This window comes from Reyranella sp., from assembly GCF_965279465.1.
Taxonomy (GTDB): domain Bacteria; phylum Pseudomonadota; class Alphaproteobacteria; order Reyranellales; family Reyranellaceae; genus Reyranella.
Window position 1 is genome coordinate 3,996,950 of record NZ_OZ257242.1, and the last position, 25,304, is coordinate 4,022,253.

At 65.8% G+C, this 25,304-nt stretch carries 21 protein-coding genes and 1 pseudogene; 15 read left to right on the top strand and 7 right to left on the bottom strand.

What is annotated here, in order from left to right; translation table 11 throughout:
• Nucleotides 1-3 precede the first annotated feature (3 nt).
• The 6 genes from ACQY8M_RS19500 (at nucleotide 4) to ACQY8M_RS19525 (ending at nucleotide 7,101) form a co-directional block, all read left to right on the top strand.
• Nucleotides 4-915, top strand: a complete 912-nt coding sequence (locus ACQY8M_RS19500) for a DMT family transporter (protein WP_428675244.1) — start codon at nucleotides 4-6, stop codon at nucleotides 913-915.
• A gap of 274 nt (nucleotides 916-1,189) precedes the next feature.
• Nucleotides 1,190-2,269, top strand: a complete 1,080-nt coding sequence (locus ACQY8M_RS19505) for an ABC transporter substrate-binding protein (RefSeq protein WP_428675246.1) — start codon at nucleotides 1,190-1,192, stop codon at nucleotides 2,267-2,269.
• Entirely contained in the window at nucleotides 2,269-3,204 is a 936-nt protein-coding gene (locus tag ACQY8M_RS19510) for an ABC transporter permease (RefSeq protein WP_428675248.1), read from the top strand. Before ACQY8M_RS19505 ends, ACQY8M_RS19510 begins: the two co-directional genes overlap by 1 nt.
• Nucleotides 3,194-4,021, top strand: coding sequence for an ABC transporter ATP-binding protein (locus ACQY8M_RS19515; RefSeq protein WP_428675250.1), 828 nt, complete (start codon nucleotides 3,194-3,196; stop codon nucleotides 4,019-4,021). Before ACQY8M_RS19510 ends, ACQY8M_RS19515 begins: the two co-directional genes overlap by 11 nt.
• 25 nt (nucleotides 4,022-4,046) lie before the next feature.
• Nucleotides 4,047-5,588, top strand: a complete 1,542-nt coding sequence (locus ACQY8M_RS19520) for an amidohydrolase family protein (RefSeq protein WP_428675252.1) — start codon at nucleotides 4,047-4,049, stop codon at nucleotides 5,586-5,588.
• Between the two features lie 31 nt (nucleotides 5,589-5,619).
• Nucleotides 5,620-7,101 (top strand): SulP family inorganic anion transporter, encoded by a 1,482-nt coding sequence (locus ACQY8M_RS19525; RefSeq protein ID WP_428675254.1) that lies wholly within the window; start codon nucleotides 5,620-5,622, stop codon nucleotides 7,099-7,101.
• Between the two features lie 51 nt (nucleotides 7,102-7,152).
• On the opposite strand, the gene ACQY8M_RS19530 is transcribed toward ACQY8M_RS19525, so the two are convergent.
• On the bottom strand, nucleotides 7,153-8,442 hold the full coding sequence (locus ACQY8M_RS19530; protein ID WP_428675256.1) for an RsmB/NOP family class I SAM-dependent RNA methyltransferase: 1,290 nt from the start codon (nucleotides 8,440-8,442) through the stop codon (nucleotides 7,153-7,155).
• 155 nt (nucleotides 8,443-8,597) lie between these two features.
• Between ACQY8M_RS19530 and ACQY8M_RS19535 the strand changes: the two are divergent.
• The 3 genes and pseudogenes from ACQY8M_RS19535 to ACQY8M_RS19545 all read left to right on the top strand — a co-directional run.
• Nucleotides 8,598-8,780, top strand: a pseudogene (locus ACQY8M_RS19535) (TRAP transporter large permease subunit); the annotation flags it as partial.
• 33 nt (nucleotides 8,781-8,813) lie between these two features.
• On the top strand, nucleotides 8,814-10,535 hold the full coding sequence (locus ACQY8M_RS19540; protein WP_428675257.1) for an ABC transporter ATP-binding protein/permease: 1,722 nt from the start codon (nucleotides 8,814-8,816) through the stop codon (nucleotides 10,533-10,535).
• A gap of 14 nt (nucleotides 10,536-10,549) precedes the next feature.
• Nucleotides 10,550-10,960: a cupin domain-containing protein gene (locus tag ACQY8M_RS19545; protein ID WP_428675258.1), complete on the top strand. Its 411-nt coding sequence runs from the start codon at nucleotides 10,550-10,552 to the stop codon at nucleotides 10,958-10,960.
• 182 nt (nucleotides 10,961-11,142) lie between these two features.
• Here the strand turns inward: ACQY8M_RS19545 and ACQY8M_RS19550 are convergent, their stop codons facing one another.
• The 5 genes from ACQY8M_RS19550 to ACQY8M_RS19570 form a co-directional block, all read right to left on the bottom strand.
• Complete coding sequence (locus ACQY8M_RS19550) at nucleotides 11,143-11,400, bottom strand: hypothetical protein (RefSeq protein ID WP_428675259.1); 258 nt, start codon at nucleotides 11,398-11,400, stop codon at nucleotides 11,143-11,145.
• A gap of 32 nt (nucleotides 11,401-11,432) precedes the next feature.
• A complete protein-coding gene (locus ACQY8M_RS19555; RefSeq protein ID WP_428675260.1) occupies nucleotides 11,433-12,488 on the bottom strand; it encodes a 2-oxoacid:ferredoxin oxidoreductase subunit beta in 1,056 nt (351 codons plus the stop codon).
• The gene (locus ACQY8M_RS19560) at nucleotides 12,485-14,329 is read right to left on the bottom strand and encodes a 2-oxoacid:acceptor oxidoreductase subunit alpha (protein ID WP_428675261.1); all 1,845 of its coding nucleotides are present in this window, start codon (nucleotides 14,327-14,329) and stop codon (nucleotides 12,485-12,487) included. The genes ACQY8M_RS19555 and ACQY8M_RS19560 overlap by 4 nt, the downstream gene beginning before the upstream one ends.
• Complete coding sequence (locus ACQY8M_RS19565) at nucleotides 14,314-16,128, bottom strand: FAD-dependent oxidoreductase (protein ID WP_428675262.1); 1,815 nt, start codon at nucleotides 16,126-16,128, stop codon at nucleotides 14,314-14,316. Before ACQY8M_RS19565 ends, ACQY8M_RS19560 begins: the two co-directional genes overlap by 16 nt.
• Before the next feature lie 167 nt (nucleotides 16,129-16,295).
• A complete protein-coding gene (locus tag ACQY8M_RS19570; protein ID WP_428675263.1) occupies nucleotides 16,296-17,096 on the bottom strand; it encodes an AraC family transcriptional regulator in 801 nt (266 codons plus the stop codon).
• Between the two features lie 53 nt (nucleotides 17,097-17,149).
• Here ACQY8M_RS19570 and ACQY8M_RS19575 point away from each other — a divergent pair, with 53 nt between their 5' ends.
• Together ACQY8M_RS19575 and ACQY8M_RS19580 are read left to right on the top strand one after the other, a co-directional pair.
• Nucleotides 17,150-18,337, top strand: a complete 1,188-nt coding sequence (locus tag ACQY8M_RS19575; RefSeq protein WP_428675264.1) for an MFS transporter — start codon at nucleotides 17,150-17,152, stop codon at nucleotides 18,335-18,337.
• A gap of 25 nt (nucleotides 18,338-18,362) precedes the next feature.
• Nucleotides 18,363-19,337: a Bug family tripartite tricarboxylate transporter substrate binding protein gene (locus ACQY8M_RS19580; RefSeq protein ID WP_428675265.1), complete on the top strand. Its 975-nt coding sequence runs from the start codon at nucleotides 18,363-18,365 to the stop codon at nucleotides 19,335-19,337.
• A 149-nt stretch (nucleotides 19,338-19,486) separates the two neighbouring features.
• Here the strand turns inward: ACQY8M_RS19580 and ACQY8M_RS19585 are convergent, their stop codons facing one another.
• Nucleotides 19,487-20,113 (bottom strand): glutathione S-transferase family protein, encoded by a 627-nt coding sequence (locus ACQY8M_RS19585; protein WP_428675266.1) that lies wholly within the window; start codon nucleotides 20,111-20,113, stop codon nucleotides 19,487-19,489.
• A 217-nt stretch (nucleotides 20,114-20,330) separates the two neighbouring features.
• On the opposite strand from ACQY8M_RS19585, the gene ACQY8M_RS19590 reads away from it, so the two are divergent.
• From ACQY8M_RS19590 to ACQY8M_RS19605, 4 genes are all read left to right on the top strand, one after another.
• Nucleotides 20,331-22,286 carry an alkyl/aryl-sulfatase gene (locus ACQY8M_RS19590; RefSeq protein WP_428675267.1) on the top strand — a complete coding sequence of 652 codons (1,956 nt, stop codon included), beginning with the start codon at nucleotides 20,331-20,333 and terminating at the stop codon, nucleotides 22,284-22,286.
• An 85-nt stretch (nucleotides 22,287-22,371) separates the two neighbouring features.
• A complete protein-coding gene (locus ACQY8M_RS19595; RefSeq protein WP_428675405.1) occupies nucleotides 22,372-23,679 on the top strand; it encodes an ABC transporter substrate-binding protein in 1,308 nt (435 codons plus the stop codon).
• Nucleotides 23,680-23,709: 30 nt separating this feature from the next.
• Nucleotides 23,710-24,465 carry an ABC transporter ATP-binding protein gene (locus tag ACQY8M_RS19600; protein ID WP_428675268.1) on the top strand — a complete coding sequence of 252 codons (756 nt, stop codon included), beginning with the start codon at nucleotides 23,710-23,712 and terminating at the stop codon, nucleotides 24,463-24,465.
• Between the two features lie 5 nt (nucleotides 24,466-24,470).
• Nucleotides 24,471-25,175: an ABC transporter ATP-binding protein gene (locus ACQY8M_RS19605; protein ID WP_428675407.1), complete on the top strand. Its 705-nt coding sequence runs from the start codon at nucleotides 24,471-24,473 to the stop codon at nucleotides 25,173-25,175.
• The last annotated feature ends 129 nt before the right edge of the window (nucleotides 25,176-25,304 follow it).

Consider the following 25,304-nt stretch of genomic DNA (forward strand, 5'->3'; position numbering starts at 1 on the left):
GCGGTGAGCCCCAGTACGCCCCCGCCGCCGACCGACCGCATCCTGCGCGCCATCCTGTCGACCGTCCTGGCGATGATGTGCTTCTCGATCCTGAACGCCATGTCCAAGACGCTGTCGACCAGCGGCTATCCGGTGATCGAGGTCATCTGGGCACGCTACGTCTTCGCCTTCGTCTTCATGCTGGCGATGTTCCTGCCGAGGAGCGGCATGAAGCTGTTCTCGATCCGCCGGCTCGACACGCAGGTGGTGCGCGGGCTGCTGCTGTTCTTCTCCTCCTACCTGTTCTTCCACGGCGTCGTCTATCTGCCGCTGGCGACCGCCGCCTCGATCTCGCTGGCGAGCCCGATCATCGTGACGGCGCTCTCGTCCCGACTGCTCGGCGAGCCGGTGGGACCGCGCCGCTGGGCCGCGGTGGTGGTCGGCTTCATCGGCGCCCTGATCGTGGTGCGGCCGGGGCATGCCGGCTTCGACTGGCATGTGCTGCTGATCGTGGCGAGCACGGTCTGCAGCTCCTTCTATCAGCTCTTCTCGCGCCGCTACGGCCAGAGCGAGCGGCCCGATGCCTCGGCGACGCTGGCCACGATCGTCGGCACCGTCGCGGCGACGCCGTTCGTGCCGTTCGAATGGGTGATGCCGACCTCGACCTGGCATATGGCGCTGTTCGTCGGCATGGGCATCATGGCCGGCACCGGTCACTACTTCCTGACCATCGCCTACAGCCAGGCCCCGGCCGCGGTGGTCTCGCCGTTCAACTACACCCAGCTGATCGGCTCGGCGGCGATGGGCTTCATCGTCTTCCACGAATTCCCCGACCTGTGGACCTGGGTCGGCGCCGCCGTGATCATCGCCTCGGGTCTGTACATCGGCTACCGCGAACGGGTGAGATACCGGGCAAAGCTCTCCGCACGGTCCTGATTACCGTCGCCCAGGGACGAGCCCTCCACCACTGCGCAAGAAGTTTGGCCAAGTGACCAACTTTTGAGCGGGCGTAGTGCCGCGAAGAGGCGGCTCTGGGCGGCACAGGCGCCTTGTGGAACTTGGCACGCGCCTTGCAGCGCCATCGATAACAGCGCAGGCCGCGAAAGCGGTTCTCTTCGGTTGGCGTGCCGACGATGGAGTCGTCAGAGCCCTGTTACCGACCCGATCCGCTCTTTGATTCCCGATAATTCTGCTGCCCGAGGAGGCCATCATGTGTGATCGCATTGGCTGTACGCACTTTCCCAAGCTTACGGATATGGATTTTTCCGGCCGCGCCGTCTCGTCGAGGCGCGGCTTCCTGAAGAAGGCCGCCGCGGTCACGACGATCAGCATGGGCGTGGGCGGGGCCATGATGGGCGCGGCGCACGCCGCAGCCGGCATCAAGTCGACGCACGGCTCGGGCTTCTGCAACCTCAACATCTTCCTCGCCCATTCGCGGCAGTATTCGAAGGCGGCGGGCGTCGAGCTCGAGTTCGTCAACACGCCGACCTCGGCCGAGATGGTGACGTTCCTCGGCATGGGGCAGGTCGACGTCGGCCTGATGCCCTATACCTCCTTCATGGCGCTCTATGACGCCGGCGCGCCGGTCAAGATCGTGGCCGGCGGCGGCGTCGAAGGCTGCGCCATCGTCGCGCGCCCCGGCCTCGACACGGCGGAGAAGCTCAAGGGCAAGACCCTCGGCACCTTCCAGCTCGATACGCTCGAGGTGATGCCGTACGACTACCTCAAGAAGCACAAGATCTCCTTCAAGGACGTGAAGGTCCGCTACATGGGCAACACGCCGGAGGCGATCGAGGCCTTCAAGGCGGGCGCACTCGACTGGATCTGCACCATCGAGCCCTACGCCTCCGCGCTGGTGAACGACGTCAAGGGCGCCGTGATGCTGACCGACGGCATCGACATGTACGGCAAGGGCTACACCGACTGCGTGCTTGCCGCCCGCGCCAGCCTGATCAAGGACAACCCGGCCGGCCTGAAGGCCATCATCAAGGGCATGATGCAGGCCCAATACGACGCCGAGACCCAGACCGACGCGGTGCTCAAGGAGCTGGTCGGCAAGTACTACAAGACCTCGATGGAGAACGCGAAGATCGCCCAGGGCAAGCAGCCGGCGATCGTCGACGCGCGCAGCCAGACGCAGTTCATCCTCGACCGCACCGACAGCGTGGTCGAGATGGGCTACATCAAGAAGAAGCCCGGCCGCGACGCCATCGACTGGACGATGCTGGAAGAGGTCATCAAGGAAAATCCCGACCTCTACGGCAAGCTCAAGTACAAGTCGGCGGCCTGATGGCCGTTGTCGCGCCCCCCGCCTTCTCCGAGGGGTCCGCCGCCGGGACATCCCGCCCGGCGGCGGTAGCGCGCCTGCGCGCCGCGATGGGGGGCGAGGGGATGCTGGCCCGGATCGGCTGGACGATCCTGTCGATCGGGCTGTTCGCCGGCCTGTGGGAACTCTGCTGGCTGGTCGGCTGGGCCGACCCCAAGCTGCTGCCGCCGCCGCACATCTTCATCGGATCGATCGCCGAGCAGGGCAAGTTCTTCAATACCGCGACGCGCTGGCAGGTCGGCAAGTCGATGACCGACGGGCCGTCGGCCTTCGAGTCGGTGATGATCACCGTCGGCGCCACTACCATGCGCGTCTTCGTCGGCCTGCTGATCGCAACCATTCTCGGCATCGGGGTCGGGGTGATGGTGCGCTACTTCAAGCTGTTCGACCGGCTGGTGCTGCCCACGGTGACCCTGCTGTCGCCGGTCTCGCCGATTGCCTGGCTGCCGGTGGCGATCTTCCTGTTCGGCATCGGCAACGGCCCGGCGATCTTCATGGTCGTGATCGCGCTGTTCTTCCACATGGTGCTGGCGACCATCACCCAGATCGACGGCGTGTCCAACAACCTGATCAACGTCGCCCGCACCATGGGCGCGAGCAAGGCGCAGATCTACTGGCGCGTGATCGTGCCCGCCATCCTGCCCGGCATGCTGGCGGTGCTGCGCATGAACCTGTTCGCCGCCTGGATGGTGGTGCTGATCGCCGAATCGACCGGCGTCGGCTACGGCATGGGCCAGGTCATCATGCTGGCGCGCAACACCTTCAACCCCTCGCTGGTGTTCTTCACCATCGCGGTGATCGGCGTGCTGGGCTTCGTCTTCGACTGGCTGCTGCGCCAGGCGCAGCGCCGCATCCTCTACTGGCTGCCCGACCAGACGGAGAAGCTGCGTGGCCTCTGACGCTCCGCCGACCTACTCGTCGAAGGATGCCGTGGTCTGCCGCGGCGTCGGCAAGACCTGGGCCGCCGGCACCAAGCGCGCCCACGAGGCGCTGAAGGACATCGACCTCGACGTGAAGCCGGGCGAGTTCGTGGTCTTCCTGGGCCCGTCGGGCTGCGGCAAGAGCACGTTGCTGTATCTCATCGCCGGCCTGGAGGATGCGACCGCGGGGCAGATCTGGTCGTTCCGCGACAAGGTCGAGGCGCCGTCTCCGCAGCGCAGCCTGATCTTCCAGGAGACCTCGCTGTTTCCCTGGCTGACGGTCTGGGAGAATGTGAGCTTCGGCCTGTCGATCCGCGGCGCGAGCAAGGAAGAGCGCCGCGCCGTTGCCAAGGAGGCGCTGCAGCGCGTCGGACTCACCGCCGCGATGGAAAAGCGGCCGGACGAATTGTCGGGCGGCATGCGCCAGAGGGTGGCCGTGGCTCGCGCGCTCGCCATGCGCCCGCAGGTCCTGCTGATGGACGAGCCGTTCGCCGCGCTCGACGTCCAGACCCGCGCGCGCATGCAGGATTTCCTGCTCGATGTCTGGCGCGATTCCGGTGCGTCGGTGCTGTTCGTCACCCATCACATCGACGAGGCGGTTGCGCTGGCCGACCGGGTGGTCGTGTTCACGTCACGGCCCGGCCGTATCAAGACCATCGTGCCGATCGACATGCCGCGGCCGCGCAATCTCTTCTCGCCCGAGGCGGAAGGATTGCGTATCCAGCTCACCGACCTGCTGCGCGACGAGGTCGACCGCGCCTTCGCCGAGCAGGAAGCTCTCGCCTCAGCTCTTTAGCCTCAGCCCTCTAGGAGAAGCCAGAATGGCCACCAGCCTGATCCGTAGCCGTGCCGCGATCACCGGCACGACCGACCGTCTGTCCTGGAACGAGATAAAGGACGGCGCCGTCCTGCAGGAGGACGGCGTCATCACAGCCGTCGGCACCTACGACGACCTGCACCGCAAGCACCCCACCGTGCCGGTGATCGGCAACGGCAAGGAGATCCTGCTGCCGGGCTTCGTCAACGGCCATCACCATGTCGGCCTGACGCCGGTGCAGCTCGGCTCACCCGACATGCCGCTCGAGCTGTGGTTCATCACCCGCATGGTGATCCGCAACGTCGATCTCTATCTCGACACGCTCTATTCGGCCTTCGAGATGATCGGCTCGGGCATCACGACGGTGCAGCACATCCAGGGCTGGATGCCGGGTACCCTGCCGGACGTCGAGAAGCGCGCGACCGACACCATCAAGGCCTACGAAGACGTCGGCATGCGGGTCAGCTACTGCTACGCCGTGCGCGACCAGAACCGGCTCGTCTATCAGGCCGACGAGGAGTTCGTGAAGAGCCTGCCCAAGGACCTGCAAGGCCCCATGCAGCGCTGGTACGACCGCTTCCAGATGGGCCTCGACGATGCGATGGACATGTTCAAGTCGTTCCATTCGATCCATCACAACAAACGCCGGGTGAAGATCCAGCTCGCGCCGGCCAACCTTCACTGGTGCTCCGACAAGGCGCTGACACTGCTGTCCGACGCCTCGTCCAAATACAACGCGCCGATGCACATGCATCTGGTCGAGACCGCCTATCAGAAGGAATACGCCAAGCGGCGCGGCGACTGCACGGCGCTCGAATACATCGATCGCTTCGGCCTGGTGAACGAGCGACTGACCCTGGGCCACGGCGTGTGGCTGAACGAGAGCGACATCAATCGCCTGGCCGAGGCCAAGGGCTGCGTCTGCCACAACTGCTCGTCCAACTTCCGCCTGCGCTCGGGCGTGGCTGCGCTGAACCATTTCGAGAAGAAAGGCATCAACACCGCCATCGGGCTCGACGAGGCGGGCATCAACGACGACCGCGACATGCTGCAGGAGCTCAAGCTCGTGCTGCGCGCTCATCGCGTCCCCGGCATGATCGAGGAGGATGTGCCGACCATGGCGCAGGTGCTGCGCATGGCGACGGTCGGCGGCGCGAAGACGACGCCGTTCGGCACCCAGCTCGGCACGCTCGAGGTCGGCAAGGCGGCCGACATGGTGTTGATCGACTGGGACAGCGTGGCCTACCCGTATCTCGACGAGCTGACGCCGACGCTCGACGCCGTCGTGCAGCGCGCCAAGAGCCAGGCCGTCACCATGACAATGTGCGACGGCGAGGTGATCTACCAGGACGGCAAGTTCACCAAGGTCGACAAGACCGTGGCGCTCAAGGCCCTGCACGATGATCTCGCCAAGGCGCTGAGCGACGACGAGGTCGAGCGCCGGCAACTCTCGAAAGCGCTGCTGCCGCACGTGCGCAAGTTCTACGCCGACTACATCGACACCTCGAAGCACGAGCCGTTCTACCGCCCGAGCTCGATGGTGTGACGCTCGTCCGACTTCGTGTAGTGATGCTTGCATGAGTATCGTTACGCGTTTTCGGCAAGAGTGGCTGTCCAACATTCCCACGGAGATCCTCTCCGGAACCCTGGTGGCACTGGCACTGATCCCCGAGGCGATCGGCTTTTCGATCGTCGCGGGCGTTGATCCCAAGATCGGTCTCTACGCGTCTTTCTCAATAGCCGTCGTGACATCGATCGTGGGTGGCCGGCCCGCGATGATCTCGGCGGCCACGGCATCGACCGCGGTGCTGATGACGACCCTCGTCCGCGATCACGGGATCCAGTACCTGTTCGCGGCCACCGTTCTGATGGGGGTTCTTCAGGTCGCGGCGGGGGCGGCGCGGCTCGGCCTGCTGATGAGATTCGTCTCCCGATCGGTGATCACCGGCTTCGTGAATGCACTAGCGATCCTGATTTTCCTTGCCCAGGTCCCGCAGCTGACGGGCGTGGGCTGGGAAACCTACGCGATGGTCGCGGCCGGCCTGGCAATCATCTATCTATTCCCCTTCGTCACGAAGCGGGTCCCGTCGGGGCTCGTCAGCATCGTCGTCTTGACCGGCTTTGCGATGTTCAGTGGCCTCCAGGTCCATACGGTGGGAGACATGGGCGAGCTCCCGTCCAGCCTGCCCATGTTCGCGCTCCCGAACGTGCCGCTTAATTTCGAGACGCTGAGGATCATCTTTCCCTACTCGCTGACCATGGCGGCAGTCGGCCTTCTGGAGTCCTTGCTGACGGCCCAGATCGTCGATGACATGACCGACACCGGCAGCAACAAGAACCGCGAGTGCGTCGGACAGGGCGTTGCCAACTTCGTGACCGGCTTCCTGGGCGCGATGGGCGGCTGTGCCATGATCGGACAGTCGGTGATCAACGTGACGGCCGGCGGCCGTACCCGGCTCTCGACCTTCTTCGCCGGATGCCTTCTGCTCTTCCTCATCGTGGTGCTGGGCGATTGGGTGAAGCAGATTCCCATGCCGGCGCTGGTCGCGGTCATGATCATGGTATCGATCAGCACCTTCAGCTGGTCGTCGGTCACCAACCTCCGTTCCTATCCCTTGAGTTCTTCCGTCGTCATGCTGGCCACGGTGGTCGTGGTGGTGGGCACGGGCGATCTCTCGATGGGCGTCCTGGTCGGCGTGCTGCTGAGCGGCGTCTTCTTCGCGGCCAAGGTGGCCCGCCTGATGTCGGTCGAAGCAATGAGGTCCGAGGACGGGCGGGTCGTCACCTACGTCGTCACCGGACAGGTCTTCTTTGCGTCATCCAACGTTCTGACGGAAGCGATCGACTACCAGGATGTGCCGCCGCAGGTCCGGATCGATGTCGGCCAGGCGCATTTCTGGGATGTGACGGCGATCGGTGCGCTCGACGTCATCGTCCTGAAGCTGCGACGGCACGGCGCCGAGGTGGAAATCATTGGCCTCAACGAGGCAAGTGCCACCATGGTGGAGCGCTTTGCGTCGCATCGTCGGCCGGACAAACCGAAGACGGCCATCCACTAAACCGCTCGACGACGGATCACATTCCTCCCTGCGCGCAGGGAGGAATATCAATCAATCAACCGACAGCCGCGCGATGTAGAAGCCGTCGATGCCGCCGCGCTCTGCCCACATCGAGGGCAGGGTGCGGACGTCGCCGGCGGGCGAGGCGGCTTCGGCGAGGCCGGGCAGTTCGGTGGCGGCGATCGGCACGAGCCTGGCGCGACGCTCGCGCTTCAGCAGATCGTCGATGCGGGCGGGGCCTTCGTCTTCCTGCAGAGAGCAGACGGCGTAGACGAGCGTGCCGCCGGGCTTGAGCAGGTCGAGCGCGTGCAGCAACAGTCGGTCCTGGGCGAGCATGAGGCGACCGACATCCTCCTCGTCCTTGAGCCAGGCGATGTCGGGATGGCGGCGCAGGGTGCCGGTGCCGGAGCAGGGGGCGTCGAGCAGGATGGCGTCGAACTTCTCCGCGGCCGTCCACTTGCTTGCGTCGGCGGTCACCAGCTCCGCGGACAGGCCTGAGCGCGCGAGGTTTTCGCCGAGCCGCTTCATGCGGCGGGCGGAAATGTCGACGGCTGTCACCTGCGCGCCCATGGCGCAGAGCTGCATTGTCTTGCCGCCCGGTGCGGCGCAGAGGTCGGCGACTTTTCTGCCGGCGATATCGCCGAGGAGGCGGGCGGGCAGGGTCGCGGCGGCATCCTGCACCCACCACGCGCCCTCGGCGAAGCCGGGGAGGTCGGCGATGTAGCCGCCGGCGGTGCGGCGCAGCGAGCCGGTCGGCAGCACGACCGCGTCGAGCTGGCCCGCCCAGAAGTCGGTGTTCGAACGGGGCGTGATATCGAGCGGCGCCTCGATCAGATGCGCTGCGGCGATGGCGCGCGTCACCTCCTCGCCATAGGTCGCCACCCAGCTCTCCCACAGCCAGCGCGGCGTGTTGAGCCGGCCGGCATCGCGGTCGCCCAAAACCGCGGCACCCTCGCGATCGAGGCGGCGCAGCACCGCGTTCGCGAGGCCCTTGAGATGGGGAAGGCCGATGCCTTCGATGAGGCGAACCGTCGTGTCGACTGCGGCGTGGGCGGGCGTGCCGAGGAAGAGCAGTTGCGCGGCACCCAGCCGCAGGATCATCCAGGCCGGCGCGTTCGCTCCGTCGAGCGGCCGCTCGATCATGCCGCGGAGCACCTCGTCGAGCTCGCCCAGCCGCCGCAGGACCGTCGCCAGAAGCAGGCGCACGAAGGCGCGGTCGCGAGGCGCGAGGACCGCGAAGCCATTGTGTTGTGCCAGCGCATCGTCGAGCGGCTGGCCCTTGTCGAGGCAGGAGGTGAGAACCTCGAGTGCGACGCGCCGGGAAGCGAGGGGATCGTCCATCGCGCGGCGCTATAAACCCGCGGGGCGCTTCTGTCATGCGCCGGAATGGCGGGGGCACCAAACAATTTCGGAGGAAACGGGTTACGAAGCTTGTTCTGGCGCGCGCATTCGGCTGGGCCGACGAGATTACCGCGGAGCAACACGAGCAAGACGGCGAGCTCGGGTTGATCCATCCGCCTGTCGGCATGAACGGTTTCGTGATCAAGAGCGTGGTGCAGGACGTCACGTTTTCGTCGATTTTCAAGGGTGTATTGCCGTTCATCGCAACCGACATCCTGCGACTCGTCATCCTTATCGCCTTTCCCATCATCGCTCTGTGGCTGCCGGGTCTCTTGTAAGGATACTGTGCGGGCCGAAAGGATCTCCCCCGCATGAACAAGGTAGGCTCGTTCCTCGTCGACTGGTGGCGGCTCGTCATCCCGTACTTCAAGTCCGAGGACTGGCGTTATGCGGTGCCGCTGCTGATCGGCGCGATCGCCCTGACCTTCACCGGGGTCGGTCTGGAAGTGCTGTTCAACGACTGGAACCGGCGCTTCTACGACAGCATCCAGAACAAGAACGAAGCGGTCTTCTGGACGGAGATCATCACCTTTTCGTGGCTCGCTGTGTTCTTCATCCTGAACTACGTCGCGCGCGCGGTGGTGAGCCCGTACCTCCGGCTGCGCTGGCGGCGCTGGCTGACCAGGACCTATCTCGCGCACTGGCTCGATGGCCGCGGCTACTACCGCATCGAGCTGACCCGCAGCGTCGACAACGCCGACCAGCGCATCGCCGAGGATCTGCGCTTTCTGGGCGAGTACACGATGTCGCTGCTGCTCGGCCTGCTCGGGGCGGTGGCGACACTGGTCTCGTTCCTGTTCATCCTGTGGCAGCTCTCCGGGCCGCTGTCGCTTTCCTTCATCGGCATCGACGCGACCATCCCCGGGTACATGGCCTGGGTTGCGCTGATCTATGCCTTCGCCGGCACCTTTCTCGCCAACCTGGTGGGCCGGCGCCTGATCAATCTCAACTTCCAGAAGCAGCGCTTCGAAGCGAACTTTCGATTCGCCCTGGTGCGGGTGCGCGAGAATGCGGAGGGCATCGCTCTCTACAGTGGCGAGCAACGCGAGGCCGACCTCCTCAACATGCGTTTCGCCGACATCTTCGCCAACGGCTGGCGCGTGCTGTTCACCCAGGCCCAGCTCGCCTTCTACCAGTCGGGCTACGCGCAGCTGGCCATCATCTTCCCCTATGTCGTGACGGCGCCGCGCTTCTTCGCCGGCGCCATCACCTTCGGGGTGATGACGCAGACGGCCTCGGCGTTCGGGCAGGTCCAGTCGGCCCTGTCGTTCTTCATCGACAACTACACTTCGCTTGCCGAACTGCGAGCGGTGATGGATCGCCTCAAGGGCCTGCAGGCTGCGACCGACGACAAGCCCGCGACGACGCTCGACATCGTGCCCCAGGCCGGCGGCCGGGATGTCGTTGCCGACGGGCTGACCTTGGCGCTGCCGAACGGGCAGGCACTGCTCAAGGATGCGCGGGTCGAATTGCCCAAGGGCCGGGCGACGCTGATCTCCGGCGCCAGCGGTTCGGGCAAGAGCACCCTGTTCCGCGCGCTGGCCGGAATCTGGCCCTTCGGCCAGGGCCACGTGAGCATTCCGGCGGGCGCACGCGTGCTGTTCCTGCCGCAAAAGCCCTACATCCCGATTGGCACCTTGCGTGACGCGGTGAAGTATCCCGACGAGGAGTCGATGGCGAGCGACGCCGAGATCGTGGCGGCGCTGCAGGCCGCGCAGCTCGGCCAGCTCGCCGGCCGGCTCGACGAGGAGGCGCACTGGAGCAACATTCTCTCGGGCGGCGAACAGCAGCGGCTCGCCGTTGCGCGTGCGCTGGTCTTCAAGCCGGACTGGCTTTTCATGGACGAGGCGACCGCATCCCTCGACGAGCCGGCAGAAGCCGCAGTCTACGGCGCGCTCAAGGAACGTCTGCCCGGCATGACGATGGTCTCGATCGGGCATCGCCCGACCCTGCGGCAGTGGCACGACCACCGGCTCGACCTGCAGCGCCGTCCGGGAGAGGTCGGCAAGCTGGTCGAGTTGCCGACGAGCTGAAACAGGAGGAAGCCATGCACAATGCTCCGGAATTCAAGCATCCCGACGAGATGGACTGGGAGATGGGGCGTTTCAGAAACGTCACCAAGTTCCTGTTCCATCCGACGCCCGAGCGGCCGACGACGCCGAACGTCGGCTTCCTGCGCTACGAGCCTGGCGCGGGCTTCCCGATGCACAAGCACGACTTCGCGCAGGTCTGGTACGTAATCGAGGGCGAGTTCCAGATGGGCGAGAGGACGTATGGCCCCGGCACCATCGTCTACATGGAAGACCCGCATTTCGAGAACGAGATGAAGACGGAGACCGGCGGCACGGTGCTGTTCGTGCAGTATCCCGGCCCGACCACCGGCGGCCGGCCGATCTACGACGGCCGCATGAACCTGAAGACCGCGCCGGCGCCAGAGACGCTCGACCTCGAGCACTGAAGCACGGTGCGGTGAGCCGATTCATCGGAGCGCGCCACTCCAGTGGCGCTCAGATTCATGAGCGTCTGTGGACTGGCGCGCTCCGATGAGGTGGGCGTGGCTGGGAGCGCGGCTCTCCAGGCCGCTCATGGGATTTAGCAAGCCGAAGGAAGCGCGGCTCTGGAGAGCCGCGCTCCCAGCTTTCAAGAGAAGGCGACGTAGGCCAGGCAGAGGAGCATCAGGAGGGCACCGACGGTGAGCCAGGTGACGGCGGTGCCGCCCCAATGGCTACCCTTGCGCAGCACCAGCCAGAGGCCGCCGCCGAAGCCCGCAAGCACTCCGAGCGCGCCGCCGATCACGCCGCCGCCCATGGCGGCGGCGCCCTCGAAGCCGCCGTAGAGAAAGGTAGCGCCCGCGGCGAACGCCATCGCCAGCAAGGGCGCCACGATGACGGAGGCCATCAGCCCGCCCCATAGGGCGAGCAGGATCCTGATCAGCGCAAGCTCGCGTTGATGCGGTCCAGCGCCGCCGTGCCGGGGCAGAGGTCGGGCGTGTTCAGGCTGTTGAGCGGCACGTCGACCGTGTTCAGGTTGTGATGCAAGTCCTTCGGCGTCGGATCGAGATAGAGCAGGCCGGTCACGACCTCGCCCGCCGCGAGGCCTTCCTGCACGCGCTTCATGGCGGCGACCTTGTCGGACGGATCGTACTCCTCGCCGAGCTTGCGCAGGCGCAGGAACGAGCCGTCATGCTGCTGCACCGTGGTCGCCGTGCCGGCATCGTACTCGGTCGTGATCTCCTCGCGCTCCTCGATGAAGTCGAGCCGGTTCAGCGCCTCGTTGTGCTCGCGCACGTACTCGTAGCTCTTGGTCGAGCCGGCGTGGTTGTTGAAGGCGACGCACGGGCTGATGACGTCGAGGAACGCCGCCCCCTTGTGGCTCATCGCGGCCTTGATCAGCGGCACGAGCTGGTGCTTGTCGCCCGAGAAGGAGCGCCCGACGAAGGTCGCGCCCATCAGGATGGCGAGCGACACCATGTCGATCGATTCGTCGGAGTTGGCGACGCCTTTCTTGCTGATCGAGCCCTTGTCGGCGGTGGCCGAGAACTGGCCCTTGGTCAGGCCGTACACGCCGTTGTTCATGACGATGTAGGTCATGTTCACGCCGCGGCGCATGACGTGCGCGAACTGGCCGAGGCCTATCGAGGCGGAGTCGCCGTCGCCCGACACGCCCATGTAGATCAGGTCCTTGTTGGCGAGGTTGGCGCCGGTCATCACCGACGGCATGCGGCCGTGCACGGTGTTGAAGCCATGGCTCGCGCCGACGAAGTAGGTCGGCGCCTTGGACGAGCAGCCGATGCCCGAGAGCTTGGCGACCTGATGCGGCAGGATGTCGAGCTCGTAGCAGGCCTGGATGATTGCCGCGCTGATCGAATCGTGGCCGCAGCCGGCGCACAGGGTCGAGACCGCACCCTCGTAATCGCGGCGCGTGTAGCCGGCCTTGTTCTTGACCAGCGACGGATGGTGGAGCTTGGGCTTGGCGATATAGGTCATGACGCGGCCTTCTCGAACGGAACGACCTTCAGCTGGTCGAGTTTCTTGGCGATGTCGCCGGCGATGAAGCGTGCGGTAATCGGCGTGCCGTCGTAATGCAGCACCGGGATCAGCTTGCGGCCGTCGAGCGTGAAGTCGCTCATCAGCATGGTGCGGAGCTGCGCGTCGCGGTTCTGCTCGACGATGAACACCCTGTCGTGCTCGTGGATGAAGTCCTCGACCGCGCTCGAGAAGGGGAAGGAGCGTACGCGCAGCGCGTTGACGTGCTGGCCCTCGGCCTCGAGGTGGTCGAGCGCCTCGGCCATCGCCGGGCTGGTCGAGCCGAAGTAGATCACGCCGTACTTCGTGGGTTTGGGCGCGGAGGTGCGCAGCGGCTGCGGCGCGATCTTCGCGGCGGTCAGGAATTTCTTCTGCAGCCGTTCCATGTTGCGCACATAGACGGCGCCTTCCTCGGAGTAGCGCGCATATTCGTCCTTGGTCGTGCCGCGGGTGAAGTACGAGCCCTTGGTCGGATGCGTGCCGGGATAGGTGCGGAACGGGATGCCGTCGCCGTCGACGTCGAGATAGCGGCCGAAGGTCTTGCCGGCGTCGAGGTCGGCGGCGGTCATCACCTTGCCGCGGTCGAGCTCGCGCGTCTCGTCCCACTGGAAAGGCTCGCACAGGCGATGGTTCATGCCGATGTCGAGGTCGGTCATGACGAACACCGGCGTCTGCAGCCGGTCGGCGAGATCGAGCGCCTCGGCGGTGAAGTCGAAGCACTCCTTCGGATCCTCGGGAAACAGCAGGACGTGCTTGGTGTCGCCGTTGGAGGCGTAGGCGCAGGACAGCAGGTCCGACTGCTGGGTGCGCGTCGGCATGCCGGTCGACGGACCGCCGCGCTGCACGTTGACCAGCACCGCCGGCACCTCGGCGAAGGAAGCCAGCCCGATGAACTCGGTCATCAGCGAGATGCCCGGGCCGGATGTGCTGGTGAAGGCGCGCGCCCCGTTCCAGCCGGCGCCAATCACCATGCCGATCGAGGCGAGCTCGTCCTCGGCCTGCACGATGGCGTACTTGGCCTTGCCGGTCGCCTTGTCGTGGCGCAGCCGCTTGCAGTGCGACTGGAAAGCCTCGGCGAGCGAGGAGGAGGGTGTGATCGGGTACCACGCGCAGACCGTGGCGCCGCCATAGACCGCGCCCAGCGCCGCGGCGTTGTTGCCCTCGACGAAGATGCGGTTGCCGACGTTGTTCGACGGCCGGACCTTGAGCTTCACCGTGCCGGGATCGACATGCTGCTTGACCCAGTCGCGCCCGAGCTGCAGCGCCTTGACGTTGGAATCGATCAGCTTTTCCTTGCCCTTGAACTGCTCGCCGAACAATCCCTGGATTTTCGTCTCGTCGATGTCGAGCAGGATCGAGAGCGCGCCGACGTAGATGATGTTCTTGAACAGCTGGCGCTGGCGGGCGTCGGAGTAGGTCGCGTTGGTGATCGCCGTGAGCGGCACGCCGACGATGTTGATGTCCTCGCGGAACATCGACGACGGCATCGGCTTGGTCGAATCGTAGAACAGGTAGCCGCCCGGCGTGATCTCCTTCACGTCCTCGGCCCAGGTCTGCGGGTTCATCGCGACCATCATGTCGACGCCGCCGCGGCGGCCGAGATAGCCTTTCTCGGTGACGCGGACCTCGTACCAGGTCGGCAGGCCCTGGATGTTCGAGGGGAAGATGTTGCGCGGGCTGACGGGCACGCCCATGCGCAGGATCGATCGGGCGAACAGCTCGTTGGCCGAGGCCGATCCCGATCCGTTGACGTTCGCGAACTTGACGACGAAATCGTTAACGGCGGCTAGTGCTTGCGGCATGCGTGCTCCGCTTGGGTCATTTCCATGTAGTACTTGCGCATGTCCCATGCGCCGGTCGGGCAGCGCTCGGCGCACAGGCCGCAGTGCAGGCAGACGTCCTCGTCTTTCACCATGACGCGGCCGGTCTTGAGACCGTCGCCGATGTAGAGGTCCTGCGTCGGGTTCATCGCCGGGGCCATGAGCCGTGTGCGCAGCTCCTTCTCCTCGCCGTTGTCGGTGAAGGTGATGCAATCCATCGGGCAGATGTCGACACAGGCATCGCATTCGATGCAGAGCTTGCCCTCGAACACCGTTTGCACGTCGCAGTTCAGGCAGCGCTCGGCTTCCTTGAAGGCGAGTGCGGGATCGAAGCCGAGCTCGACCTCGGCCATGATGTCCTTCAGCGCCTCGACCTTGGGACGATGCGGCACCTTGAGGCGATGGTCGATGGTCGGAGCATTGTCGTAGCTCCACTCGTGGATGCCCATCTTCTGGCTGACGATGTTCACGCCCGGCGCCGGACGCTCCTCGACGTTCTCTCCGATCAGCATCTTGTGGATCGAGATCGCCGCGTCGTGGCCGTGCGCAGCCGCCCAGATGATGTTCTTCGGGCCGAACGCCGCGTCGCCGCCGAAGAACACCTTCGGCTGGGTCGACTGCAGGGTCGCCTCGTTGAGCTTGGGCAGGCCCCACCGGTCGAACTCGATGCCGGCGTCCTTCTCGATCCAGGGGAAGGCGTTCTCCTGGCCGATCGCGACCAGCACGTCGTCGCACTCGTGGAACTCGTCGGGCTCGCCCGAGGGAATCAGCGAGCGGCGGCCCTTGGCGTCGTACTCGGCCTTCACCTTCTCGAACAGTACGCCTCTGATCTTGCCGTCCTCGTGCTTCACTTCCTTCGGCACGAGCATGTTCAGGATGGGGATGTCCTCACCCATCGCGTCTTCCTTCTCCCACGGAGACGCCTTCATCTCGTCGAAGCCGGAGCGCACGATCACCTTCACGTCGTCGCCGCCGAGCCGGCGCGCGGTGCGGCAGCAGTCCATCGCGGTGTTGCCGCCGCCGAGCACGATCACGCGCTTACCGATCTTCGTGATGTGGCCGAACGAAACCGACGACAGCCAGTCGAGGCCGATATGGATGTTGGCGGCGGCTTCCTTGCGGCCGGGCACGTCGAGATCGCGGCCGCGCGGCGCGCCGGAGCCGACGAACACCGCGTCGTAGCCCTCGGCGAGGACCGCCTTCAGCGAGTCGACCTTCTGGTGGCGGAACGCGATGTTGCCGATGCCGGTGATGTAGCCGACCTCTTCGTCGATCACGTGTTCGGGCAGGCGGAAGTGCGGGATCTGGGTGCGGATGAAGCCGCCGAGCTTGGGATCCTGATCGTAGATCACGATCTCGTAGCCCAGCACCGCGAGGTCGCGCGCGACGGTGAGCGAGGACGGGCCGCCGCCGATGCAGGCGACCCGCTTGCCGTTCTTCGCCGGCGCCTTCGGCATCTTGGCGTCGATGTCGTCGTCGTCCTTGTAGTCGGCGGCGACGCGCTTGAGGCGGCAGATCGCGACCGGCTCCTTCTTGCCCTTCACCAGCGTCTCGTCCTCGACGCGGCTGCGCCGGCAGGCCGGCTCGCACGGACGATCGCACGTGCGGCCCAGGATTCCCGGGAACACGTTCGACCTCCAATTGATCATGTACGCATCGGAATAGCGGCCGTGCGCGATCAGGCGGATGTATTCGGGAACCGGGGTGTGCGCAGGGCAGGCCCACTGGCAATCCACGACCTTGTGGAAGTAGTCGGGATTCGAGATGTCTGTCGGCTTCAAACTAACTCACTCCGGAGCTGCACGGCAGCGACCGATCTGGCTGAATGACAATTTATAGTACGCTACTTGGGGTGCGCATTGGGTATATTCACACCCATTCCGTCAAGGTTTTCTGTGCGCCCGAAAAATGCTGCAGCACCGCAATCCCATAAGTCAAAAAGGGATATTCACGACGCTGGAGGACGATTGCGGAACTGGCTGGGGGAAGTACCGGTGGCTCGGTGGAACATCGCGCTGAACGCACTGACGCTTTCATAGCCGAGGTCGAGCGCCACCTGCGTGACCGGCTCGCCGCCGCCCAGCCGCCCCATGGCGTCCAGGACGCGCGCCTGCTGGCGCCAGGCCCCGAAGCTGAGACCGGTCTCGGACTGGAAGCGGCGGGCAAGGGTGCGGGCGCTGGTGTTGATCGTTTCCGCCCAGGCCTCGAGCGGGCGTTGTTCGGCCGGTGCCGCCAGCAGCGCCTCGCACAGTGCCCGCAGCCTGGGATCGCGCGGCATCGGAAGCTGGAGGGGCAGGGATTGCAGGCCGCGCAGTTCCGAAAGGATCAGCGCCACGACATGGCCGGCCGGGCCGCTCTCGTCGTACTGCACCGGCAGTTCCGTTGCCCTGACGATCAGCTCGCGCAGAAGCGGCGAGACCGACATCACATGGCACGACTTCGGCATGAAGGCGGCCACATCGTCGCGGACATAGAGCGTGCGCATTGTCGTGTCGCTCAGGATGGCGATGGCATGCCGCACGCCGGCCGGCATCCAGAGCGCGCGCTGAGGCGGCACGACCCATACACCGTCATCGGTCGACACCCGCATGGTGCCCGCCGTGGCATGGATGAGCTGTGCCCGCTCGTGATGGTGGGGCAGGATCTCGAAGCCGGCGACGAAATCCTTGGGCATGGCCGCGACGGCGCCCGGCACATGCTGATAGTCGGCCGGGTCGGTCGAACGCTCGATTTGGCTATTTCGCGACATAGTTTGGCATTCTAGCGCAAGACCGCCAGCAACGTGCGACCTATTCTACAGTCATGAAGCTCAGCAGCCCGACCTCCCTCCTGCTCAACCTCGGCCATGCGATGGACCACTGGGTCATCGCGATCTTTCTCTACACGGTGAGCGTGATCGCCGGCGTTTGGGGGACCGACTGGAAGGAACTGACGCCCTACGCATTCGGCGCTTCCTTCATGTTCGGTGCCGGCTCGATCGTCTCCGGCAAGCTCGGCGACTCCTGGGGTCGGCGCTCCATGATGATCGTCTTCTTCGCGGGCCTCGGCGTCTCGTGCCTGCTGATCGCGCTGTGCCAGAATGCGTGGCAGATCGGCATCGCGCTGACCCTGATGGGCGCCTTTGCGTCGATCTACCATCCGGTCGGCATCCCGATGATCGTTCAGGGCGCCGACAAGCCCGGTTTCGTGATCGGCGTGAACGGTCTTGTCGGCAATCTCGGCATCGCCATCGGTGCCAGCGTGTCGGTGCTGCTGGCCACGCGCTACGGCTGGCAGATGGCCTACATTGTGCCCGGCGTCGTGAGCCTCGTTGCCGCGCTGCTGTTCGCTGCCTTGGTGCCGAAGGAGAGGGAGGCGCCGGCCAAGCGCAGGTCCAAGATGCTCGACCTGCCGCCCAGCGTCATGGCCAAGGTTTTCTTCATCATGACCTGCGCCGCTGTCACCGGCTCGATCGTGTTCAACTTCACGACCAACTCCAACGGCGAGATGCTGAAAGCGCGCATCGAGGAGCTGGCGGCCAATCCCTGGCTGTTGAGCACTGTCCTGTTCTTCGTCTTCACCATCGCCTCTCTGGCCCAGCTCGTGGTCGGCGCGCTGATCGACCGCTATCCGCTGAAGAACATCTACCTGCCGATCCTGATCGCGCAGGTGCCGCTGTTCCTGCTCGCCGCCTATGCCGAAGGCTGGGCGCTGGTCGGGGTGACGACCCTGTTCATGGTCTTCGTGTTCGGCGCCATCCCGTTCACCGACGCGATGATCGTGCGCTACGTCGACGACCGCATGCGCAGCCGGGTCACCGGCATGCGGCTTGCGATCGGCTTCGGCGTCAGCTCGCTGGTCGTCGCGGCGATCGGTCCGTCGGTCAAGGCGGCGGGCTTTCCGACCCTGCTGATGACGCTCGCGCTCGTGGCGCTGTGCACCGTGATCGCCATTTCGTTTCTGCCCAGCGAGCGTCAGAACGCCATGGCGGCCCTGAAACCCGCAGAGTAAGAAGCCTCCCAATAGGGAGGAAGCAATGATCAAGCGTCGCGGAGTGCTGGCGGGCACGGCCGGCTGGACGATCGTCGGAGCCTCGGCCGTGCGGGCGCAGGCGTGGCCGAGCCAGCCGATCAAGATCGTGGTGCCCTACATCCCGGGCGGCGCAACCGACACGGCGGGCCGCATCGTGGCCGAGAAGATGACCGCGCTGCTCGGCCAGCAGGTGATCGTCGAGAACCGGGGCGGCGGCAACACCATCATCGGCATGGAGCTGGTCGCCAAGTCCAAGCCGGACGGCCACACGCTGCTGCTGGGCACAACGACCTTGGCGACCAACGCCGCGCTCGGCCTCAAGCAGCCCTACGATCCGCTGAAGGACTTCCAGCCGATCTCGACTGTCGCGGACATCCCCGACATCGTCGCGATCCATCCGTCGGTGCCGGCCAAGACCCTTGCCGAGTTCGTCGAGTGGGTGAAGAAGCAGCCCCAGACCGTGCGCTACGGCACGTCCGGTGTCGGCAACCAGCCGCACCTGTGGGCCGGGCTTCTGCTGGCCCGGCTCGGCCTCAAGATGGAGAACGTCGCCTACAAGGGCGTCGCCGACACGCTGCGCGATGTCCTCGCGGGTCATGTGCCGATCATCATCGACGTCGTGCTGCCGACCGGCAATCACGTTGCGGCGGGCCGGCTGACCGGGCTCGCGCTGGCCTCGGCCGAGCGCTCGAGCATCTGCCCCATGGTGCCGACGGTCGGCGAGCTCGGCATGAAGGACATGGAGAGCGCGGTGTTCTACGGCCTGGTGGCGCCGGCCGGCGTGCCGCGCCCGATCATCGATCGGCTCAACGGGCTGGTGCAGCAGATCATCAAGGATCCCGAAGTCATCAAACGCTACAACGACCTCGGCTTCGTCATGACCGGCAGCACGCCGGAGGCCTATATGGAGAAGCTGAAGTTCGAGACCGAGCGCTGGACCAAGGTGGTCAAGGACAACAACATCAAGGTCGAGGGCTAGCGAGCTAGCTTTCCTCCCCGGCTTCGCCTGGGAGGAAAAGAAGCTGTGGCCGAGCCGCTCATGCTCTTCCGGACCGCGAGCGTCTCGCTCGCTCATGCACATCAGCGAGCGAGACGCTCGCGGTCCGGAAGAGCATGAGAATTCCGAGACTATGAAGGCTGCAGCCCGCCGATCGGTGTGGCGAGCATGGAGGGACGCGCGCGGCAGCGATCGTATAGTGCTTCGAGCTTCCGCCGGCCGCGCCAGGGCATTACGCCCCGCGCATCGCAGAAGGCGACGGGACAGAAGAACGCGATGTCCATGATCGAGAACCAACCCGGTGCGAAGCCGTCGTCGGTGACCTGCGTCTCCAGCCAGTCGAGGCAGCTGTCGACCCTCGCCTTCTGCCGCGCCATGTAGGCGGAGCTGTCGGGCGTGATGCCGTCGGGCTGCATCAGGCGGAGATTGACGATGCTGGTGGCACAGGTCGCAATCGTCGCCAGGACGGTCATGTCCTGCCAGTGCCGTTCCGGCCGGGCCATCCAGGGCGACAGCGGCGGCTCTCCCGCGGGTTTTGCGACCGGATAAGAGCGCAGCAGGTAGTCGACGATCAGGTCGGATTCCCAGAGCCGCAACGCTCCGTCCTCCAGCACGGGAACCGCGATCGTCGGTCCCGGCGGGGACGATGTCGGCCGAAGCCCGTCCAGGATGTCGGTCTCGTAGGCGAGTGCCAATTCGGCAAGGACCACCCGGACCTTGCGGGCGAACGGCGAGCCGTTGCTGAAGTAGAGTTTCATCTCGTTGCTCCTGTAATCGCCCGGCGCAAGAGCCTCGCCGTCCCGATGCAGGCGCGCGATCCGCTTCATCCTGAAGCAGAAAGCCGCTGTCCCGTAGGACGTGCCTTGCTCGACGCCGGGCAGGGCGAGCGACCTTTCGGATGGTGGCGAGCGAGAGCTTGCGTGCGGCCATGGTGGACCCGCAAAGTGCCGCGGTCGACATACAAGGAAAAGCGAAATGGCTGCAGGCTCCGCCGTTCCCGTCCCGGCCTCCCACCTCGATGTGGCGCGTGACGCCGAAGCCGCCACTCGGGCCGCGAATGCGGCGATGGCGGCGAAGCTTCCGTTCGGCGACACGCGCGACTTCGAGGCGGCAAGGCGCGGCCTGATCGCGCCGGTGCCCGACGGGATCGTGCGGACCGATACCGGCACCGTCCTGTGGAACCTCGGCGAGTACGCCTTCATAAACGGCGAGCTGGCGCCGGCGACAGTCAATCCCAGCCTGTGGCGCATGGCGCGGCTCAATCTCGCCAACGGCCTGTTCAAGGTCGCCGAGCGCGTCTACCAGCTGCGCGGCTTCGACATCGCCAACATGACGGTGCTCGAAGGCGACAGCGGCGTGATCCTGATCGATCCGCTCACCACGGCGGAAGTGTCGCGCGCCGCGCTCGCGCATTACTACGCGCACCGGCCGAACAAGCCGGTGGTCGCGGTGATCTATACCCACAGCCATATCGACCACTACGGCGGCGTGCGCGGCGTGATCGACGAGGCCGACGTCAAGGCCGGCAAGGTCGCGGTCATTGCACCGGCCGGTTTCATGGACGCGATCTCGGGCGAGAACGTGCTGGCCGGCCTGCCGATGATGCGCCGCGCGCAGTTCCAGTTCGGCTCCCTGCTGCCGCGCGGCGCCCGTGGGCAGGTCGATGCGGGGCTGGGCAAGGGAATCGCGCGCGGGACGTCGGGGCTGATCGCGCCGACGCGGAGCATCGAACGGCCGATCGAGACGCATACGATCGACGGCATCGAGATCGTCTTCCAGCTTGCGCCCGAGACCGAGGCGCCGGCCGAGATGCACATGTTCTATCCCGGGCTCGGCGTGCTCAACATGGCGGAGAACGCCTGTCCGCTGCTGCACAATTTCATCCCGTTGCGCGGCTCGGTGGCGCGCGATCCGCGCATCTGGGCGAAATACATCGGCGACGCCATCGCCCTGTATGTCCCGCGCACCGAGGTGATGATCGGCCAGCATCATTGGCCGACCTGGGGTCGCGAGGCGATCGCCGACTATCTCGCGGCGCAGCGCGACCTCTACAAGCACATCCACGACCAGACCCTGCGCCACATGAACAAGGGCTGGCGGCCGGCCGAGATCGCGGAGGCGATCGACCTGCCGCCGGGACTGGCCGAGCGCTGGTCGGTGCGCGGCTACTACGGCACCGTCAGCCATAATGTGAAAGCCGTCTATCAGCGCTATCTCTCCTGGTACGACGGCAACCCGTGCAATCTCCATCCGCTGCCGCCGGGGCCGGCGGCGCGGAAGCTCGTCGAATACATGGGCGGTGCCGCGGCCGTGATCGCGCGGGCGAAGGCCGATTTCGCGAAGGGCGAGTTCCGCTGGGTTGCGCAGGTGATGAAGGAGGTCGTCTACGCCGAGCCGGACAACATCGAGGCGCGCGCCTTGTGTGCGGATGCGCTGGAGCAGATGGGCTACCAGGCCGAGTCGGCGACCTGGCGCAACGCCTTCCTCTACGGCGCGCAGGAGCTGCGCCACGGCGTCTTCAGGATGCCGGCCCGCATCAACCTGTCGGCAGACACGCTGGCCGGTCTCGCCACCGACGTCTTCTTCGACATGCTGGCGATCCGCCTCGATCCGGCGAAGTCGGCCGGCCAGGCGATGGTCGTCAACTGGCACTTCACCGATCGCGACGAGAAGCTCGCGCTCACTCTCGCCCACAGCACGCTCAGCCACCGGCTCGGCGCATGGTCGGACCGTGCGGCCGCCTCCGTCACCACGACGCGGGCGACGCTCGATTCCCTCATCCTCGGCAAGCTCCAGGTCCCGGAGGCGTTGATGTCGGGCGCGCTGAAGATCGACGGCGACCCGTCGCGGCTCGCCGCCCTGTTCGGCATGCTCGACCAGCCGTCGACCCTGATGTTCGACATCCTGACGCCGGGAGAAGGCCGGTTGTAGATCGCTGCACGCTTGACATCGGGCAGCGCGCGCCCTGTGATGGCGACAACAAGAAGAAAGCCATTCAGGGAGAAACGACATGTCCATGCGCAGGATTGGGCGCCGTGCGGGCGCGTGCGTCCTCGCCGCGGCGGCGGTGCTGGGACTGGCGGCCGGAGCCGCCGCCCAGGAAAAGAAGATCAAGATCGGCGTGGTCTACGACCTGACCGGCCCGCTCGCGGGCGGCGGCTCGGAGCTGCAGTACATCGGCGCCAAGATCATGCTCGACCAGTTCGTCAAGACCGGCATCGAGGGCTACAAGATCGATGTCGTCTATGCCGACGCCCAATCCAAGCCCGACGTGGCGATCAACGAAGCGACCCGCCTGATCGAGCAGGAGAAGGTCGATCTGGTGATGGGCTTCTACTCGTCCGCGCAGTGCGTGCCGGTCGCGGCCAAGGTCGAGCAGCTCAAGCGGTTCATGTGGATCACCACGTGCATTTCCTCCGCCGTGCTCGAGAACAAGAACTACAAGTACGTCTTCCGTCCGCAAGCCAGCGGCGATCAGTTCGGCAAGATGACGATGGATTTCATCGAGAACTTCTCGAAGTCGAAGCTGGGCAAGGAGCCGAAGGACCTCCGCGTTGCGATCATCCACGAGGACGGCGCCTATGGAGTCGACGTGTCCAAGGGCAATGAGGCCGGCGCCAAGAAGGCGGGCTTCAACGTCGTGATGAAGGAAGGCTACTCGGCGACGGCGCCCGATCTCTCCGCGCTGGTCACCAAGCTCAAGCGCGCCCGGCCGGACGTCATCTTCCATACCGGCTACAACCCGGACATCACGCTGTTCGCCCGCCAGGCGCGCGAGCAGGGGCTGAAGTTCGCCGCGCTGGTCGGCCATGGTGCGGGCTACGGCGTCTACGAGAAGCTGAAGGAAGGCATGGGGCCGGACGCCAACTACCTGTTCAACACCGACCCGATCTCGATCTGGCTCGCCAACCAGAAGACCATGGACGCCAAGCTGCCGCCGGTGATCAAGCAGATCGGCGAGGAGTTCGACAAGCTCAAGCCCGGCGTGGCGATCCGCTCGGCGCATGTCGGCATGGCCGCGTCCAACACCTACCTGCTGATGACCGAGGTGCTGCCGCGCGCGATCAAGAAATACGGCGGCATCGATCCCGACTCCCTGCGCAAGGCAGCGATGGAGATCGACATCCCCGAGGGCGGCACGATGCTGGGCTTCGGCGTGAAGTTCCCGGCCGAAGGCGCGGCCATGGCCGGTCAGAACGAGCGCTCCTTCCCGGTCGTCATCCAGTATATCGACGACAAGTCGTACGTCGTGTGGCCGAAGAGCCAGGCGCAGCGCGAACCCGTGCTGCCTCTCCCCAAGGGCATGACCTACTCGAACCAGTAGGCGGTTGCGTCGCGTAGCGGGGAGCCGGCGATGCTGGCGGTGAACGGGCTGGTGAAGCGCTTCGGCGGCTTCACCGCGGTCAACAACGTGTCGTTCAAGGTCGACCAGGGCGAGATCCTCGGCCTGATCGGCCCCAACGGGTCGGGCAAGAGCACGATCTTCAACATGCTGTCGGGCACCTTCCCGCCGTCGGCGGGATCAATCCTGTTCGAAGGGCAGGAGCTTGCCGGGCTTGCGCCGCATCGCATCATCAACCTGGGCGTCGGCCGCACATTCCAGATCCCACGGCCCTTCAGGCGCCTCACCCTCTTCGAGAACGTGGCTCTGGCCGGCTACTACGGCCAGAACAGCGTCAGCCGGGCGAAAGCCTTCGAGTCGGCGGAGAAGGCTCTCGGTATGGTCGGGTTGCCGACCGACCGGCAGGCAAGTGTCGACGGGCTGGGCGCCGCCGGGCTGAAGAAGCTCGAGCTCGCCAAGGCGCTGGCGACCGCGCCGAAGCTGCTGCTGGCCGACGAGAGCCTCGGCGGCCTCGACGAGGCGGAGATGGACCAGGCTGCCGACATGCTGCGCAAGATCCGCGACGAGCTCGGCATCACCATCATCTGGGTCGAGCACATCATGGGCGTGCTGATGCGCGTGGTCGATCGCGTCATGGTGCTGGACCACGGCGAGAAGATCTCGGAAGGCCTGCCGAGCCATGTGTCGTCCGATCCGCGCGTGATCGAGGTCTATCTCGGCACCGACGCGGACGCGACGCAGGCGGCTGCGGCGGAGGCCCGGCGATGAGCGCGATGCTCGAGCTCAGGTCGGTCGACGCGGGCTACGCCAGCTTCCAGGCGCTGTTCGGCGTCAGCCTCGACGTCCATCCGGGCGAGGCGGTCGGGGTGATCGGTCCGAACGGCGCCGGCAAGACGACGCTGATGCGCGTCATCTCGGGGCTGATCCGGCCGCGCAAGGGCACGATCACGATGGAGGGCACGAACGTCCTCGCGACCGCGCCGCACCGCATCGTCAGCCTCGGCATCGCCCACGTGCCGGAGAACCGCCGGCTGTTCCCGCGGCTGACGGTCGAGGACAACCTCAAGATGGGCGCCTTCATGCCGGCGGCGCGGGCCAGGTTCGCCGACCGGCTGGCCTTCGTGTTCGACCTCTTCCCGCGCATGAAGGAGCGCCGCCACCAGATGGCCGGCACCATGTCGGGCGGCGAGCAGCAGATGTGCGCCATCGGCCGTGCGTTGATGAGCGATCCCAAGCTGCTGCTGCTCGACGAGCCGTCGGCCGGTCTCGCGCCGGTCGTCGTGCAGCAGGTCTTCGAGCTGGTGAAGCGCATCCGGGCCGGCGGGCTCACGGTGCTGATCGTCGAGCAGAACGTGCAGCAGGTGCTGAAGGTGGTCGACCGCGCCTACCTGCTGGAGGCGGGCTCGATCCGCGCTTCCGGCACCTCGGCCGAGATGCTGGCCAGCGACACCATCAAGCAGGCGTATCTCGGTGTTTGATGCGTTTCATATTCCTTTCCTCCCTGGCGAAGCCGGGGAGGTGGCCGCGTCTTACGCGGTCGGAGGGGTCATGAGCGCCAAAGGGTTGCGTCTGACCCCTCCGTCGCGGATTACCGCGCCACCTCCCCG